We start from the raw sequence: 15,824 nt of genomic DNA on the forward strand, positions 1-15,824 counted from the left end.
TATGTTGAGTCCACAAGAGGCCGCTTCCGTTGCCTCCATCGACGAAGCTGATGTCGCCCGCACGCTCCTCGAACTCATCGCCATCCCCTCCGTGACCGGCAGCCCCGCCGAGTCCGAGATCCAGCACCATCTCGCCCGGCGTCTCGAACTCCTCGGCCTGGACGTCGACCTGTGGTCCATGGATCTCGGCGCCCTGCGCGCCGACCCCGGTTTCCCCGGCTCCGAAGCCGCCCGCGACGAGGCCTGGGGCCTGGTCGGCACGGCGGGAGGCGAGGACGGCCCGACCCTCGTCCTCCAGGGCCACGTCGACGTCGTACCCCCCGGAGACCTCGCCGCCTGGGACGGCGACCCCTTCGTCCCGCGCGTCACCGGCGACGTCGTGCACGGGCGCGGGGCCTGCGACATGAAGGCCGGACTCGTCGCGCACCTCGCAGCCCTGGCGGCGATACGCGCGGCCGGGGTCCGGCTGCGCGGGCGGGTCGCCGTGCACTTCGTGGTCGGGGAGGAGGACGGCGGGCTCGGCGCCTTCGGCACCCTGCGGCGCGGCTACCGCGGGGACGCCTGCGTCATCGCCGAACCGACCGGCGGAAGTGTCATCACCGCCAACGCCGGCGCGCTGACCTTCCGGATCGCGGTGCCGGGCAAGTCCGCGCACGGCAGCTCACGCGAGGAGGGCGTGAGCGCGATCGACGCCTATCTGCCGCTGCACCGGGCGCTGGCCCGCCTGGAGGCCGAGCGCAACAGGAACCCGGTGCCGCTGATGGCCGAGCACCCGATCCCGTACGGCCTGTCCGTCGGCACCCTGCGCGCCGGTGACTGGGCGAGCAGCGTGCCCGACCTGCTGGTGGCCGAGGGACGGCTGGGCGTACGGCTGGGGGAGGAACCGGCCGCCGCGCGGGCCGAGTTCGAGGACTGCGTGGCCGAGGCGTGCGCCGGCGACCCGTGGCTGCGGGAGCATCCGGCGACGGTGACCTGGCCGGGCGGGCAGTTCGCGAGCGGGGCGCTGCCCGAGGGACATCCGCTGGTGGACGTGGTGCGGGAGGCCCGGGCCGACGCCGTCGGCGACGGGAAGCCGGGGGTGCGGGGGGCGACGTACGGCAGTGATCTGCGGCTCTACGCCGGTGCCGGGATACCCACGCTGCAGTACGGGCCCGGCGACATCCACTTCGCCCACAGCGCCCGGGAGCGGGTCTCGGTGCGCGAAGTCGTCGACGCGGCACGGACGTTGGTGCCGGTGATCCTGCGGACCGCGGGGACTCGGTGAGCGTCGGCGCCCTTGGGCGGTCCAAGGGCGCCGAACCCCGGTCTACGGCGTGACCACCGAGCCGCCGAACGTCACCACCAGGCGGCCGTCCGAGGCGAAGGACCAGCCGAGGGCGCCGTCGTAGGAGGAGCAGCGGGAGCCGTTCGTGCCGGACCAGAACTGGTTGGAGCTGTCGGAGTTCCCGATGATCCGGTCGTTCGTGCCGCTGCCGCTCCGGCAGGAGGTGTTGTTCCGGAACACCGAGGTGCCCGCGTCGAAGTTGAAGTTGCGCTCGGTGTTGTCGACGCTGACGTTGTCCGAGATCGTCATCGAGCCCGGGTTGCTGTTGTACGTGAACCCGTGCTTGCCGTTGCCGACGGCGAAGCTGCGCCGTACGACGTGATTGATCGGCACGTCCTCGCCGCCCAGCTTGTAGCCGTTGCGGTCGCCGTTGCCGGCCTGGGAGCCGTCACTGAGGGTGCCGTTGTCGAAGGACAGGGAGTCCTCGACGGTCACCGGGCCGATGGGGTCCTCGTCGGCGTAGGTGTACAGGTCCCAGCCGTCGTCGATGTTGTGGTGCGCGACGGCGTACCGGAAGACGTTGCCGGTTCCCGTGGTGAGCTTCGCGGCGAAGCCGTCGGCGTCCTCGCCGTCGGAGTCGGCGTTGTCGTGCGACTCCGCGCTCAGGATCAGGTTGTTGGACGGCCACTGCGCGGTCGGCGTCGTGGACGTCATCCGGCCGAGCTGAAGTCCGGTGTCGCGGTTGAACCGGGTCACCGTGCGCTCGATGACGTTGTTGCTGCCGCCGACGAAGATGCCGCTGTCCCCGGCCCGTTCGACGATCAGCCCCTTGACGTGCCAGTACGAGCCGTTGAGCTGCAGTCCGCGGTTCGACGAACTCTCGCTCTGCGCCGCGAAGTTGAGCACCGGTGTCTCGCCCGGGTAGGCGGCGAGCGTGGTGCGGGCGCTGGAGGTGCCGTTGTTGCCCGCCGGAATGGTGACCGTGGAGGCCTGGTTGTACGTCCCTCCGCGCAGGTAGATCGTGCCGCCCGCGGAGATCCGGCTGATCGCCGAGGTCAGGGTGGTCGGCGCGGACTGGGTGCCGGCGGCGCTGTCGGTGCCGTTCGGGGCGACGTAGAGCGCGGTGCCGGTGGGCGGAGGCGTGTCGGCGGTGACGACGTCGGCGTGGTCGAGGTTGGGCAGGCCGCTCGTGGTGGTCGGGGTGAGCCGGATGGTGTTGCTGCCCGCGTTGAGCGGCACGGTCAGCGTCTTGGTGACCCAGGTCGACCATGCGCCGGTGCCCTCGAAGGACGGGGTCTGCGTGGTGGCGCCGTTGACGATCAGGCTCGCGGGGCGGGCGGTGGTGGTGCCGTTGGCGAAACGCAGGTTCAGGGTGGCCGTGCCCGCGGTGGCCGCGTTGACCGTGAACTGGGCGTAGCCGCTGGTGGCGTTGGTGCCGTTGCAGAAACCGGTGCCGGAGAACCCGGCCCAGTCGGAGTCGATGGTGCCGGCGCAGACGGCGGGCGAGGTCTCGGCCTCGTACCGGGTGGTCGCGGCCTGCGCTGGGTTGCCGGACAGTGCGACGAGCGCGCCGGTCAAAAGGCCGGCGCAGGCGAGTGCGGGTCTCAGGTGCATCGGGGTGCCTCCGAGGGAGAAGGGGGCCTTGGCGGTAAGCGCTTTCTCCGGGAAGCTTGTGAGGAGTGTTGTGTGCGCGTCAATATCCGCGTACTTGATTTCTATTCACAGATATGAACATTGAACTCGTGACAGGTGGAAGCCGTACCTGAGGGTCGATGCCCGGATGCGAGGATGAGGCGCCATGACAGCAGGGTGGTGTACTCGCACGATACGGGCCGCGGTGTTCGCGGCCGTCTGCGTGCTGCTCGCCGCCCTGGGCCACGTCCTGATGTCCGGCGGCCAGGTCCCCGCGTGGGCGCTGGCGGCGGGCGTGGCCGCCACCGGAGCCGTCGGCTGGTGCCTCGCGGGACGTGAACGCGGGCTGCCGCTGATCGTGACCGTCGTGGTGGCCGCCCAGACGGGGCTGCACTCGGCGTTCTCGCGCGCTCAGTCGGCGCCGACGGCGGATGTGGGCTCGGCGCACATGCACAGCATGGACGCCATGGGGATGCATCACATGCCCCACGCAAGGGGCATGAGCGGCGTGGATGCCATGGATGGCATGGGCGGCACGGACATGGGCGTCTCTGCGGTCGGCTCGTCGTCCTCCGTCGGCATGTTCGCCGCCCACCTGCTCGCCGCCCTGCTGTGCGGTCTGTGGCTGGCGTACGGCGAGAAGGCCGCGTTCCGCATCCTTCGGGCGGTGGCCGGATGGCTGGCGGCGCCGCTCCGCCTCCTGCTCGCCCTACCCGTACCGCCGGACCGGCCCCGCCTCCATCCGCGTGACCGCCGCTCGGACCGGGCGCCGAGCCTTCTCCTCGTCCACGCGATCACCTCTCGGGGTCCGCCAGTGGGGCGCGCTGTCGCCTGACGACAGCCGGCGCTGACGGCCGTACGGCCGTGACTCCCCCCTTCACTCACCGGGGCGCGGAGCGTGCCCGCACGTCCGCGGTCCGGATTCCGGACGACCCGAAGGACATCAGGTGATCGCTCCTGTCACGCGGAAAACCGCTGTGTCGGTGAAAGCCGCCGCTCTCGACGACTCGACCACGGCCTGGGCGCTGGCGGCCCAAGCCGGAGACCCCGCCGCCGTGGAACACTTCGTGCGCGCTCTGCACCGTGACGTGCTGCGCTATGTGGCGCATCTGTGCGCCGATCCCCAGGCTGTGGACGACCTCGCCCAGGACACCTTCCTGCGTGCGCTCGGCAGCCTGCACCGGTTCGAGGGCCGCTCCTCGGCCCGCTCCTGGCTGCTGGCCATCGCCCGCCGCGCGGTGATCGACAGCTACCGGTACGCCTCCGCGCGCCCGCGCCCGGCGGATGTGGCGGACTGGCAACTGGCCGTGGAGAACGCGCAACCGCGGGGCGTACCCGGCTTCGACGACGGTGTCGTCCTGCTCGATCTGCTCGCCTCGCTGCCCGACGAGCGCCGCGAGGCGTTCGTGCTCACGCAATTGCTCGGGCTGCCGTACGCCGAGGCGGCGGAGGTGAGCGACTGCCCGGTCGGCACTGTGCGTTCGCGCGTGGCGCGGGCCCGGGCGACGCTGCTGGATCTGCTGGACGAGACCGAGGAACGCCCGCTGCGGGCCGCGTAGTCGCAGAGCGACGGCGGCAGTTGGGGCAGGGCCCGGCAGCCGGGAAGCGGCGAGCAGGTCGGCGATCGCGGCCCGCCGGTGGGGAAACGGCCCGGCATTAAAACCGCGTAAAGATTGCCGGGTTCCGGCAATGCAAGGCTCCCCGCCCACGTGTCACGATCCCATCAAGTCGGAGGTCGGCGACGGGTGAGCGGGGGACGGCGCGATGGTCTGGTTTCTCGGACTGGGCATCACGGGGGTCGCGCTGCTCGCCCTGTCGCTGGGCTTCGACGGGGTACTGGAGGGTGCCCTGGACGGATGGACGTCGTTGCCGGTCGTCGCCGGGTTCCTGGCGATGACCGGCTTCGGCGGGGCCATCGCCGCCGGTGCCATCGGCGCCGGTCCCGCGGTCGCCATCACTGCGGGTGCCGTGTGCGGAGCGGGGACGGCCTGGCTGACGTACCACTTCAGTCGGGTCCTGATGCGTGATCAGACCACCGCCACCCCGAACGGGGACGATCTGGTGGGCTCGTCCGGCAGTGTGGTGACGGACATCCCCGTGGACGGTTACGGCGAGGTGCTGTTGCGGCTCGCGGGCCAGCGCGTGAAGTTCGCCGCCCGCAGCGCGCGGCCGGTGGCCCGCGGTACCGAGGTGTGGGTCGAGGCGGCACCGTCCGCGACGTCCGTCGTGGTCCGCCCGGTGGACCACTGACGTACCTCTTTTCTCTTTCTCTCCTTTCTTACGTGATTCGGGGGCACGGCCATGAGTTCTGTCGTCTTCGCCGTCATAGGAGTCGTCGTACTCCTCGTCCTGCTGGCGCTCGTCGTCGTCACCCGCTACAAGGTGGCCGGGCCGAGCGAGGCGTTCATCGTCACGGGCCGGCGCGGCAAGAAGTCCACCGATCCGGAGACCGGGCGGGTCTTCACCGACAACAGCGGCCAGAAGGTCGTGGTCGGCGGCGGAGTGTTCGTCGTGCCCTTCGTCCAGCAGAAGTTCACGCTCGACCTGTCCTCCCGGCACATCCCGGTAGCGGTGCGTGGCGCGGTCACCCTGCGCGGGGTGAAGGCCAATCTGGACGGCGTCGCGATCGTCAAGGTCGGCGGCACGGAGGACTCGATCCGGGCGGCGGCCCAGCGGTTCCTGATGCAGCAGGACGGCATCGTCGGCTTCACCCAGGAGGTGCTGTCGGGCGCGCTGCGCGCCATCGTGGGCCGGATGTCCGTGGAGGACGTCATCCGGGACCGCGCCGCCTTCGCCGGGCAGGTCGCGGAGGAGGCGGAGGCGAGCCTGTCCGGGCAGGGCCTGGTGCTGGACGCCTTCCAGATCCAGGACATCACCACCGAGGGCTCCTACCTGGAGGACCTCGGCCGTCCGGAGGCCGCGCGCGCCAGGCAGGAGGCCGACATCGCCGAGGCCGTCGCCCGGCGGGCGGCCGAGCAGGCGCGGCTGAAGGCGGAGGAGGAGATCGCCGTCGCGCAGCGGACGTTCGCGTTGAAGCAGGCCGAGATCAAGGCGGAGACGGACGAGGCGGCGGCCCGGGCGGCAGCCGCGGGACCGCTCGCCGAAGCGGCCCGCCAGCAGGAGATCCTCACCCAGCAGGAGAAGGTCGCCGAGCGGCAGGCCGCGCTGACCGACCGCCAGCTCGACACCCAGGTCCGCAAGCCCGCCGACGCCCAGCGGTACGCGGCGGAACAGGAGGCCGAGGCCCGTCGGGTGGCCCGGGTCAAGCAGGCCGAGGCGGAGAAGGCGGCGGGCATCGCGGACGCCCAGGCCGAGGCCGAGCGGGCCCGGCTGACCGGTGAGGGCGAGAAGCAGCGGCGCGGCGCGCTGGCCGAGGCGGAGGCCATCGAGGGGCTGAAGCAGGGCGAGGCCGAGCGGTCCCGGCGCGCGGCGATCGCGGAGGCGGTACGGCTGGAGGGCGAGGCCGAGGCGTCGGCGATCGGGGCGAAGGGCGCCGCCGAGGCGGAGGCGATGCGGAAGAAGGCGGACGCGTTCGGGCAGTACGGCGACGCGGCGGTGCTCCAGATGCTCGTCGAGGTGTTGCCGCAGGTCGTGGCCAAGGCCTCGGAGCCGCTGAGCGCGGTGGACAAGCTGACGGTGATCTCCACGGACGGCGCGGGCCGCATTCCGCGGGCGGTGGCGGACAACGTCGCCCAGGGCATGGAACTCCTCGGCTCCACGACGGGCGTCGACCTCGCCGAACTGCTGAAGGGCATCACCCGCCGGGGTACGGCCCCGGCGGAGCCCACGGCGGAGCTGAACGGGAAGGTCGAGATCAGCGGCTGACCCGCCGCGACCGGTGATGCGCTGCCGTCCTCAGGAGACGGGAGCGCATCACGGCGTTACGGCATGACGCGGACTCGCGACTGGCGCGAGGATCCGCTCAGGGCCACACCAGGCAGTACGGCTGATGCCCCGCCTCGTGCAGGCGGTGGCTGAAGTCCTGCCACTCGTGCAGCAGCTGGTAGACGTTGAACGCGTCCCGCGGGCCGCCGCGGTCCGGGACCGTGGACCAGATGAAGGCGGCCGCGCCGACCGCTTCCTCGCCGATGCCGCGCAGGGGGTCCACCACCGTCATGGGGAGCTTCACGACCGCGTAATCGGGGTGCAGGACGACCAGCTCCAGCGGCGGGACCTTGTGCAGGGGGACGCCCTCGATGCCGGTCAGCACCATCGCGGCCATCGTCTCCGGCTTGATCTTGGTGAACATGCCGTTCATGCCGAGCTCGTCGCCGCCGAGTTCCTCGGGGCGCATCGAGATCGGGACGCGGGCCGCGGTCGCGCCGTCCGGCGCGCCGAAGTACTTGTACGTCACCCCCACCCGACCACCATTCCTGCTCGCCGCCCGGAGCCGGTCGACACGCTGGTCGATCCGCTCGGGGTCCGTCTGTCCGCCCTGTGCCTGCCGTGCCGCGGTGGGGTCCTCCGCGTCGCGCCGGTGCCTTCCCCGCCGGGCACGACGAGGACCCAGGTCATCAGTCCCCTCGCCCAGTCCGCCACCGCGATGCATATCTCCACCCGACTGCTTTTCTAGGACCCGTGGCCCCCGCCGCGCAACCCGATCATCGTGTCAGTGACCTCCCCCACGGTCGCTCGCCGAAACGTGCGGTGAAACACCTGTCCGCAGGATCTTGCACCAGGCCCCAGTTTCGCAGATCGCGGGGGAGAGGGGAGTGGATCTCGGGTCAGGAGAGAGCGGGCCCACAGGTCCGGGCGCCCCCTGGCCTACCCTGAGGAGGTCACTGACACCCGGAGTCCGAGCAGTCGGAGAAGGTCGGAGAAGTCGCAGGACATGAGCTCACTGCCTTATTCATACGATGCGCCTGAGTCGCAGGCTCTGTTCGATCGTGCGGCGGCCGTCACGCCCGGCGGCGTGAACTCCCCGGTGCGCGCCTTCCGCGCCGTGGGCGGAACACCCCGGTTCATGGTGTCCGGAAAGGGCGCCTACCTCACCGACGCCGACGGACGCGAGTACGTCGACCTCGTCTGCTCCTGGGGGCCCATGATCCTCGGGCACTCGCACCCGGAGGTCATCGCGGCCGTGCGGGAGGCCGTCTCGCGCGGCACCTCCTTCGGCACGCCCGGCGAGGGCGAGGTCGCGCTCGCCGAGGAGATCGTCCGCCGGGTCGGGCCCGTCGAGCAGGTACGGCTCGTCTCCAGCGGTACCGAGGCCACCATGTCGGCGATCCGGCTCGCCCGCGGGTTCACCCGGCGCGCCAAGGTGATCAAGTTCGCCGGCTGCTACCACGGCCACGTCGACTCGCTGCTCGCCGCCGCGGGCTCCGGTGTCGCCACCTTCGCGCTGCCGGACACCCCGGGCGTCACCGGCGCCCAGGCAGGCGACACGATCGTGCTGCCGTACAACGACCTGGAGGCCGTGCAGGAGGCCTTCCACCGGCACCCGGGTGAGATCGCCTGTGTGATCACCGAGGCCTCGCCCGGCAACATGGGCGTCGTGCCTCCCCTGCCCGGCTTCAACCAGGGGCTGAAGGACGCCTGCGCCAAGAACGGCGCCCTGTTCATCTCCGACGAGGTCATGACCGGGTTCCGCACCAGCCGCGCCGGCTGGTTCGGTGTCGACGGGGTCGTCCCGGACCTGATGACGTTCGGCAAGGTCATGGGCGGCGGCTTCCCGGCCGCGGCCTTCGGTGGCCGAGCCGACGTCATGGCGCACCTCGCCCCCGCCGGGCCCGTCTACCAGGCCGGCACCCTCTCCGGGAACCCGATCGCGACGGCCGCGGGCCTCGCCCAGCTCCGGCTCCTCGACGATGCGGCCTACGACAAGGTCAACGCCGTGTCGGAGCAGATCCAGGCCCTGGTCACGGAGGCGCTCACCAAGGAGGGTGTCGCGCACCGGCTGCAGACGGCCGCCAACATGTTCTCGGTGTTCTTCACGGACCGCGAGGTGCGGGACTACGAGGACGCCAAGAAGCAGGAGTCCTTCCGCTTCACCGCGTTCTTCCACTCGCTGCTGGCGAACGGCGTCTACCTGCCGCCGTCCTCCTTCGAGTCCTGGTTCGTCTCCACCGCCCACGACGAGCGGGCCGTGCAGAAGATCGCCGACGCCCTTCCGGCGGCGGCCCGCGCGGCGGCGGAGGCGACGGCATGAGCACCCCCGACATCACACCCGGCATCACCTCCGGCAGCGACGCCGACATCACCGTCGTCCATGTGATGCGGCACGGCGAGGTCGCCAACCCGGACGGCGTCCTGTACGGCCGGCTGCCCGGCTACCACCTCTCGGAACTCGGGCGCCGGATGGCCGACCGGGTCGCCGAGCACCTCGCCTCCCGGGACGTGACCTACGTCTGCTCCTCCCCGCTGGAGCGGGCGCAGGAGACCGCGACGCCGATCGCCAAGGCGCACGGCCTGGACCTCGCCACGGACGAGCGGCTCATCGAGGCGGACAACGTCTTCCAGGGCAAGACCTTCGGAGTCGGCGACGGCGCGCTGAAGAAGCCGGCCAACTGGAAGCACCTCGTCAACCCCTTCCGGCCGTCCTGGGGCGAGCCGTACTTCGGGCAGGTCGTACGGATGATGGGGGCGCTGGACACCGCCAAGGACCGGGCGCGCGGGCACGAGGCGGTGCTGGTCAGCCATCAGCTGCCGATCTGGATCGTGCGGTCCTACGTGGAGAAGCGCCGTCTGTGGCACGACCCGCGCCGTCGGCAGTGCACGCTGGCGTCCCTGACGTCGTTCACGTACCAGGGCGACAAGATCGTCTCCGTCGGCTACAGCGAGCCCGCGATCGACCTGGTCCCGGCGCATCTCCGGGCCGGTGCCAAGCCCGTGAAGGGCAAGGACAAGGCGTTTGGTGCGTAACAGAAGTTCGTGACTTTTGTTGCGAAACCTATGTGATTCACAGGAACCTCCCTGTTCGTCCCGTCCTCTGACTGGGTGACCACCAGAGAACGTGACGAACGGGGATGCCATGCGCACTCTCACCCGAAGGGGAGCACTCGGGCTCGGCGTCGGCGGGGCCGCCGCGGTCGGGCTGGCCGGCTGCGGGGCTCTCAAGACGTCAGACGGGTCGGACCCCTCCGGGGGTTCCGCGGACGGAGGTGCCGCGGATCACCGCGCGGCCGGCAAGGCCAAGCCGCGGGCCCGCCTCATCGGCGACGGCTCCACGTCGTACACCGGCAAGCAGCCGAAGCAGCCCGAGAAGCCCGTCCCGCTGGAACCGGGCCAGACCCCGCCCCAGTTCGTCGTCTTCTCCTGGGACGGTGCCGGCGAGGTCGGCAACGGCCTCTTCCCCCGCTTCCTCGACCTCGCCGAGGAACACGGCGCGCACATGACCTTCTTCCTCTCCGGGCTCTACCTGCTGCCGGAGAGCAAGAAGCGGCTCTACGACCCCCCGAACAACCTGCGCGGCGCCTCCGACATCGGCTACCTCACCGACGCGCACATCAAGGACACCCTGAAGAGCGTCCGCCGCGCCTGGCTCGACGGCCATGAGATCGGCACCCACTTCAACGGCCACTTCTGCGCCGGTTCGGGCTCGGTCGGCAACTGGACCCCGCAGCAGTGGCGCAGCGAGATCGACCAGGCGAAGTCCTTCGTGAAGGAGTGGCGCACCCACACCGGCTGGACCGATCTGCCCTCGCTGCCCTTCGACTACGACAAGGAACTCGTCGGCGGCCGCACCCCGTGTCTGCTCGGTCAGGACAACCTCCTGCCCACCGCCCGTGAGCTCGGCTGGCGCTATGACGCCTCCTCGCCCGGCGGGCGCCAGGTCTGGCCCAGGAAGAAACAGGGCATATGGGACCTGCCGCTTCAGCAGATACCTTTCCCCGGCCGCAGCTTCGAGGTCCTGTCGATGGACTACAACATGCTCGCCAACCAGTCCGTCAACTCCACGAACGCCCCCGCCCACAACTACCCGGGCTGGCGCGAGCAGTCGGCCCAGGCGTACATATCAGGCTTCAAGCGGGCGTACGAGACAAATCGCGCTCCCTTCTTCGTCGGCAACCACTTCGAGCAGTGGAACGGCGGCATCTACATGGACGCCGTCGAGGAGGCGCTGAAGCACATCGCGCGGGAGAAGGAGAAGGGCGAGGACGTACGCCTTGTCTCCTTCCGGCAGTTCACGGACTGGCTGGACGTGCAGACTCCGGAGGTGCTCGACAAGCTGCGCACGCTCGATGTGGGACAGTCGCCCGCCGGAGGCTGGAAGAGCCTCTGAAAGGCGGCCTGAAATGCGGGTTTTCGCCTGCGAGGGGGGTGCGCAAGATCCCCGGAACGGACATGCGAAACTTTTCACATGAGTGCCGCCAGTCGCGCCCCCCTGACCCTCGCCGGTGCCGTCGCCGCAACGCTGCTGCTGTCCGCCTGCGGCTCCGGAGGCACTTCCGGCGGGGGCGGCGACACGAACTTCATCATGGGCAAGGACGGCATCTCCACCGTCGAGCAGGGCAAGCGCCACGCGGCCCCCGACCTGTCCGGGAAGACCATCGACGACAAGCAGCTCGCGGTCTCCTCCTTCAAGGGCAAGGTCGTCGTCCTGAACGTCTGGGGCTCCTGGTGCGCCCCGTGCCGCGCCGAGGCCCCCAACTTCGAGAAGGTCTACAAGGACCTCAAGCCGCAGGGCGTGCAGTTCGTCGGCATCAACGTCGCCGACCCCCAGGCCAGGAGCGCCCGCGCCTTCGAGGAACAGTACGGCGTCACCTACCCCAGCCTGTACGACCCGAGCAGCAAGCTGATGCTCCGCTTCGAGAAGGGCACCCTCAACCCGCAGGCGATCCCCTCCACGCTCGTCCTTGACCGGGACGGGAAGATCGCGGCCCGCTCGCTTGCCGCGCTCAGCGAGGAGAAACTGCGCTCCATGATCGCCCCGGTCCTCGCGGAGAAGTGACGTGAGCGCGCTCACCACGCTCGCCGCGGAGGGCTACAACAGCACCGTGCTCAACGGCGCCCTGCTGGTCGCTCTGCCCATCGCGCTGCTCGGCGGACTCGTGTCCTTCTTCTCGCCGTGCGTCCTGCCGCTGGTCCCCGGCTATCTGTCCTACGTCACCGGCATCAGCGGCACCGATCTGGCCGAGGCCCGACGCGGCCGGATGGTCGCGGGGGCGTCCCTGTTCGTGGCCGGCTTCACCGCCGTGTTCGTCTCCGGCGGGGCTCTGTTCGGCTACTTCGGGGCGACGCTCCAGGAGCAGCAGGGTGTGCTGTCCAAGGTGCTGGGCGGGCTCATGATCGTCATGGGCGTGTTCTTCATGGGCCTGATGCCCTGGATGACGCAGCGGGAGTTCCGCTTCCACAAGAAGCCCGTGGCCGGACTGGTCGGCGCCCCCTTGCTCGGCGCGCTGTTCGGGATCGGCTGGACGCCCTGCATCGGTCCGACCCTCGCCTCCGTGCTCGCCCTGTCCTCGCAGCAGTCGAGCGCGGGCCGCGGTGCCATACTGACCGTCGCCTACTGCCTGGGCCTCGGTGTGCCGTTCGTGCTCGCCGCGGTCGCCTTCCGCAAGGCGCTCGGCGCCTTCGGCTGGGTCAAGCGCCACTATGTCTGGGTGATGCGGATCGGCGGGGCGATGATGATCGTCACCGGTCTGCTGCTGCTGACCGGCGCCTGGGACAGCCTCGTACAGGACATGCAGTCCTGGTCCGCCGGATTCACTGTGGGGATCTGACCGATGAGCAACACGACCACCGACCGCGCCGAAGAGCAGGACCTCGGCGCCGCCGGCTCCCAGCTCTCCACCGCCCCCAAGGAGGAGCTGTCGAGCCTGCCCGCCATGGGCGTCATCGGCTGGGCCCGATGGTTCTGGCGGCAGCTGACCTCGATGCGGGTCGCACTGCTGCTTCTGCTGCTCCTCGCGCTCGGCGCGATCCCCGGCTCGCTGATCCCGCAGTCCGGCAGTGACGAGACGAAGGTCGCCGACTTCCGCGACCGGCACGAGACCCTCGCGCCGGTCTACGACAAGCTCGGCCTCTTCCACGTCTACAGCTCGGTGTGGTTCTCCGCGATCTACATCCTGCTGTTCGTCTCCCTCATCGGCTGCATCGTGCCCCGCACCTGGCAGTTCGTCGGCCAGCTGCGCGGCCGCCCGCCGGGCGCGCCCAGGCGCCTGACCCGGCTGCCCGCCCACACGACCTGGCGCACCGAGGCCGAGCCCGAGCAGGTCCGCGAGGCCGCGCTCGCCCTGCTGAAGAAGAACCGCTTCCGCGCTCATGTCGCCGGTGACGCGGTCGCCGCCGAGAAGGGCTATCTGCGCGAGGTCGGCAACCTCCTCTTCCACCTCGCGCTGATCGTGATGCTGATTGCCTTCGCCTGGGGCCAGCTCTTCAAGTCCGAGGGCAACAAGCTCCTCGTCGAGGGCAACGGGTTCTCCAACACCCTGATCTCCTACGACGACTTCAAATCCGGCAACTTGTTCAGCACCGACGATCTGACGCCGTTCAGCTTCCGCCTGAACGACTTCACCGGAACCTATGAGGCCTCCGGCCCCAACAAGGGCACTCCGCGTACCTACCAGACCACCCTCACCTACGCCGAGGGCGCCTACGGCAAGGACCGCAAGGCGACCGTCAAGGTCAACGAGCCGCTGGAGATCGGCGACTCCAAGGTCTATCTCACCGCCCACGGCTACGCCCCCGTCGTCACCGTCCGGGACGGCAAGGGCAAGATCGTGTTCCGCGACGCCGTTCCGCTGCTGCCGCTGGACTCCAACGTCACCTCCACCGGCGTGATCAAGGTCCTCGACGGCTACAAGAACGCCGAGGGTGTCACCGAGCAACTCGGGATCAAGGCCTTCTTCCTGCCCACCTACACCGCGGGCAGCGAGGTCGCCTCCAGCTTCCCCGCCCTGATCAACCCGGTGCTCAACCTTGAGCCCTATTACGGCGACCTGGGCGTCAACTCGGGCATCCCGCAGAGCGTGTACCAGCTCGACAAGAAGCACATGAAGGGCTTCAAGGACGCCAAGGGCAAGCAGCTGCGGAAGAACCTGCGCCCCGGGCAGACCGTGGAACTCCCGAACGGCGCGGGTTCGATCACCTACGAGGACACCAAGGAGTGGGCGAACTTCCAGGTGACCCAGCAGCCCGCGAGCGGCTGGGCGCTGGCCGGCTCCCTCGCCGCGATCTTCGGTCTCGCCGCCTCCCTGTTCATCCAGCGCCGCCGGGTGTGGGTGCGGGCGGTCAAGGGCGCCGACGGCGTGACCGTCGTGGAGATGGCCGGGCTCGGCCGCAGCGAGTCCGCCAAGGTGCCCGAGGAACTCGGCGAGCTCGCCGGGACCCTGTACGACCAGGCCCCGGGGGCGCCCGACCCCGAAGCCCCCGACGACCCCGAACCGACCACCGACTCCGCTGTACCTGCCGAAGGGGCTGAGAAGTGACTCTCGCCGCCGCTACCAACGAAAGCCTCGCGAATCTCAGCAATACGCTGATCTACTCCGCGATGGCCGTCTACACCCTGGCCTTCTTCGCGTACATCGCCGAATGGCTCTTCGGCAGCCGCAGCAAGGTCGGCCGCACGGCCGCCGCGCTCACCGCGACGAAGAAGGCCTCCGCCGCGCCGGCGGTCACGGTGAAGAAGGCCGGCGGCACCGCCGTACTGGAGCGGCCGAAGGTCGTGGTCCGGGCCGCGAGCGGCTCGCGTGACGTGCCGGACGGACCCGGCGCGCACGGCGGCGACGAGCAGGGGGACCTCTACGGCCGTATCGCCGTGTCCCTGACGGTGCTCGCCTTCCTCATCGAGTTCGGCGGTGTGCTCACCCGGGCCCTGTCGGTGCAGCGGGCGCCGTGGGGCAACATGTACGAGTTCAACATCACCTTCTCCACGGTCGCCGTCGGTGTGTACCTCACGCTGCTGGCACTGCGGAAGAACGTGCGCTGGCTCGGGCTGTTCCTCATCACCACGGTCCTCCTCGATCTCGGCCTCGCCGTCACTGTCTTGTACACCGCCAGCGACCAGTTGGTTCCCGCCCTTCACTCGTACTGGCTGTACATCCACGTCTCCACGGCGATCTTCTGTGGCGCGGTGTTCTACGTCGGCGCGGTCTCCACGCTGCTGTACCTCTTCAAGGACTCCTACGAGAACAAGCTGGCGAACGGCGGCACCCCGGGCCGCTTCGCCAACTCCGTCCTGGACCGGCTGCCCTCCTCGGCCTCCCTGGACAAGTTCTCCTACCGCGTCAACGCGGCCGTCTTCCCCCTGTGGACGTTCACGATCATCGCGGGCGCGATCTGGGCGGGTGACGCCTGGGGCCGGTACTGGGGCTGGGACCCCAAGGAGACCTGGTCGTTCATCACCTGGGTCGCCTACGCCTGCTACCTGCACGCCCGCGCCACGGCCGGCTGGAAGGGCCGCAAGGCCGCCTACCTGGCCCTGGTGGCCTTCGGCTGCTGGCTCTTCAACTACTACGGCGTGAACATCTTCGTCTCCGGCAAGCACTCCTACGCCGACGTGGGCCTGGGCGCGCTGCAGTCCGTGGGGTTCTGAACCTACGCTGGTGTCATGACCGGACCCATCGAACAGGGCACCAGCCGGACCCAGGGGAGCACGCACGTACTGCACTTCCTGGTGCGGCTCCCGAGACGCATGGAAGCGGTCTGGCCGGCCCTCGCGACCCCTGAGGGGCTGGCCGACTGGTTCACCGACGTCGATGTCCTCGAACCCCGGCTCGGCGGGATCGTCGCGCTGCGCGGGCTGGGCGCGGGCGTGGTCACCGCCTGGGACGTGGACCGGATCGCCGAGTACACCGTGGAGGGCGGCGGCCGCCTCCGCTTCCACCTGGAACGCGACGGAGACGAGGCCAGTGCCCTCCGGTTCACCCATGAGTTCCAGGGGGAGCACGAGTCGGAGGAGCGCTGGCGTGGGCGCTTCGAACGTTTGATCGAGTCTCTTGAGGTCGCCCAGGAAGGCGGCAGGCGCCCCCTCCCGTAGCCTCCCCGC

At 70.1% G+C, this 15,824-nt stretch carries 15 protein-coding genes; 13 read left to right on the top strand and 2 right to left on the bottom strand.

The window, feature by feature from the left end; all coding sequences use genetic code 11:
* Window position 1 precedes the first annotated feature (1 nt).
* Window positions 2–1,264, top strand: a complete 1,263-nt coding sequence (locus tag ACWDRW_RS26150; RefSeq protein WP_451726487.1) for an ArgE/DapE family deacylase — start codon at window positions 2–4, stop codon at window positions 1,262–1,264.
* Window positions 1,265–1,306: 42 nt separating this feature from the next.
* On the opposite strand, the gene ACWDRW_RS26155 is transcribed toward ACWDRW_RS26150, so the two are convergent.
* Complete coding sequence (locus tag ACWDRW_RS26155; protein WP_451726488.1) at window positions 1,307–2,878, bottom strand: carbohydrate-binding protein; 1,572 nt, start codon at window positions 2,876–2,878, stop codon at window positions 1,307–1,309.
* A 184-nt stretch (window positions 2,879–3,062) separates the two neighbouring features.
* Here ACWDRW_RS26155 and ACWDRW_RS26160 point away from each other — a divergent pair, with 184 nt between their 5' ends.
* The 4 genes from ACWDRW_RS26160 to ACWDRW_RS26175 all read left to right on the top strand — a co-directional run bounded on the left by ACWDRW_RS26160 (window position 3,063) and on the right by ACWDRW_RS26175 (window position 6,721).
* Complete coding sequence (locus tag ACWDRW_RS26160; protein ID WP_451726489.1) at window positions 3,063–3,731, top strand: hypothetical protein; 669 nt, start codon at window positions 3,063–3,065, stop codon at window positions 3,729–3,731.
* 142 nt (window positions 3,732–3,873) lie between these two features.
* Window positions 3,874–4,455 carry a sigma-70 family RNA polymerase sigma factor gene (locus tag ACWDRW_RS26165; RefSeq protein ID WP_451726490.1) on the top strand — a complete coding sequence of 194 codons (582 nt, stop codon included), beginning with the start codon at window positions 3,874–3,876 and terminating at the stop codon, window positions 4,453–4,455.
* A gap of 205 nt (window positions 4,456–4,660) precedes the next feature.
* Window positions 4,661–5,146 carry a hypothetical protein gene (locus ACWDRW_RS26170; RefSeq protein WP_451726491.1) on the top strand — a complete coding sequence of 162 codons (486 nt, stop codon included), beginning with the start codon at window positions 4,661–4,663 and terminating at the stop codon, window positions 5,144–5,146.
* A gap of 51 nt (window positions 5,147–5,197) precedes the next feature.
* Entirely contained in the window at window positions 5,198–6,721 is a 1,524-nt protein-coding gene (locus ACWDRW_RS26175; RefSeq protein ID WP_451726492.1) for a flotillin family protein, read from the top strand.
* 97 nt (window positions 6,722–6,818) lie between these two features.
* On the opposite strand, the gene ACWDRW_RS26180 is transcribed toward ACWDRW_RS26175, so the two are convergent.
* Entirely contained in the window at window positions 6,819–7,445 is a 627-nt protein-coding gene (locus ACWDRW_RS26180; protein ID WP_451726493.1) for a hypothetical protein, read from the bottom strand.
* Window positions 7,446–7,727: 282 nt separating this feature from the next.
* On the opposite strand from ACWDRW_RS26180, the gene hemL reads away from it, so the two are divergent.
* The 8 genes from hemL to ACWDRW_RS26220 all read left to right on the top strand — a co-directional run bounded on the left by hemL (window position 7,728) and on the right by ACWDRW_RS26220 (window position 15,815).
* Window positions 7,728–9,044: a glutamate-1-semialdehyde 2,1-aminomutase gene (gene hemL, locus ACWDRW_RS26185; protein WP_451726494.1), complete on the top strand. Its 1,317-nt coding sequence runs from the start codon at window positions 7,728–7,730 to the stop codon at window positions 9,042–9,044.
* A complete protein-coding gene (locus tag ACWDRW_RS26190; protein WP_451726495.1) occupies window positions 9,041–9,757 on the top strand; it encodes a histidine phosphatase family protein in 717 nt (238 codons plus the stop codon). The genes hemL and ACWDRW_RS26190 overlap by 4 nt, the downstream gene beginning before the upstream one ends.
* 109 nt (window positions 9,758–9,866) lie before the next feature.
* Window positions 9,867–11,117, top strand: a complete 1,251-nt coding sequence (locus tag ACWDRW_RS26195) for a hypothetical protein (RefSeq protein WP_451726496.1) — start codon at window positions 9,867–9,869, stop codon at window positions 11,115–11,117.
* Window positions 11,118–11,195: 78 nt separating this feature from the next.
* Window positions 11,196–11,786, top strand: coding sequence for a TlpA family protein disulfide reductase (locus ACWDRW_RS26200; protein ID WP_451726497.1), 591 nt, complete (start codon window positions 11,196–11,198; stop codon window positions 11,784–11,786).
* Between the two features lies 1 nt (window position 11,787).
* On the top strand, window positions 11,788–12,558 hold the full coding sequence (locus tag ACWDRW_RS26205; protein WP_451726498.1) for a cytochrome c biogenesis CcdA family protein: 771 nt from the start codon (window positions 11,788–11,790) through the stop codon (window positions 12,556–12,558).
* Window positions 12,559–12,561: 3 nt separating this feature from the next.
* Window positions 12,562–14,265, top strand: a complete 1,704-nt coding sequence (resB, locus tag ACWDRW_RS26210; RefSeq protein ID WP_451726499.1) for a cytochrome c biogenesis protein ResB — start codon at window positions 12,562–12,564, stop codon at window positions 14,263–14,265.
* Window positions 14,262–15,371, top strand: a complete 1,110-nt coding sequence (gene ccsB / locus ACWDRW_RS26215; RefSeq protein WP_451726500.1) for a c-type cytochrome biogenesis protein CcsB — start codon at window positions 14,262–14,264, stop codon at window positions 15,369–15,371. The genes resB and ccsB overlap by 4 nt, the downstream gene beginning before the upstream one ends.
* Window positions 15,372–15,386: 15 nt before the next feature.
* Window positions 15,387–15,815: a hypothetical protein gene (locus ACWDRW_RS26220; RefSeq protein WP_451726501.1), complete on the top strand. Its 429-nt coding sequence runs from the start codon at window positions 15,387–15,389 to the stop codon at window positions 15,813–15,815.
* Window positions 15,816–15,824: the final 9 nt, after the last annotated feature.

The sequence above is a fragment of the Streptomyces sp. NPDC003635 genome (genome assembly GCF_053587635.1).

Coding starts and splice junctions, on each gene's coding strand:
- ACWDRW_RS26150 (WP_451726487.1), top strand. CDS start 2: ATGTTGAGTCCACAAGAGGCCGCTTCCGTTGCCTCCATCGACGAAGCT.
- ACWDRW_RS26155 (WP_451726488.1), bottom strand. CDS start 2,878: ATGCACCTGAGACCCGCACTCGCCTGCGCCGGCCTTTTGACCGGCGCG.
- ACWDRW_RS26160 (WP_451726489.1), top strand. CDS start 3,063: ATGACAGCAGGGTGGTGTACTCGCACGATACGGGCCGCGGTGTTCGCG.
- ACWDRW_RS26170 (WP_451726491.1), top strand. CDS start 4,661: ATGGTCTGGTTTCTCGGACTGGGCATCACGGGGGTCGCGCTGCTCGCC.
- ACWDRW_RS26175 (WP_451726492.1), top strand. CDS start 5,198: ATGAGTTCTGTCGTCTTCGCCGTCATAGGAGTCGTCGTACTCCTCGTC.
- ACWDRW_RS26180 (WP_451726493.1), bottom strand. CDS start 7,445: ATGCATCGCGGTGGCGGACTGGGCGAGGGGACTGATGACCTGGGTCCT.
- hemL (WP_451726494.1), top strand. CDS start 7,728: ATGAGCTCACTGCCTTATTCATACGATGCGCCTGAGTCGCAGGCTCTG.
- ACWDRW_RS26190 (WP_451726495.1), top strand. CDS start 9,041: ATGAGCACCCCCGACATCACACCCGGCATCACCTCCGGCAGCGACGCC.
- ACWDRW_RS26195 (WP_451726496.1), top strand. CDS start 9,867: ATGCGCACTCTCACCCGAAGGGGAGCACTCGGGCTCGGCGTCGGCGGG.
- ACWDRW_RS26200 (WP_451726497.1), top strand. CDS start 11,196: ATGAGTGCCGCCAGTCGCGCCCCCCTGACCCTCGCCGGTGCCGTCGCC.
- resB (WP_451726499.1), top strand. CDS start 12,562: ATGAGCAACACGACCACCGACCGCGCCGAAGAGCAGGACCTCGGCGCC.
- ACWDRW_RS26220 (WP_451726501.1), top strand. CDS start 15,387: ATGACCGGACCCATCGAACAGGGCACCAGCCGGACCCAGGGGAGCACG.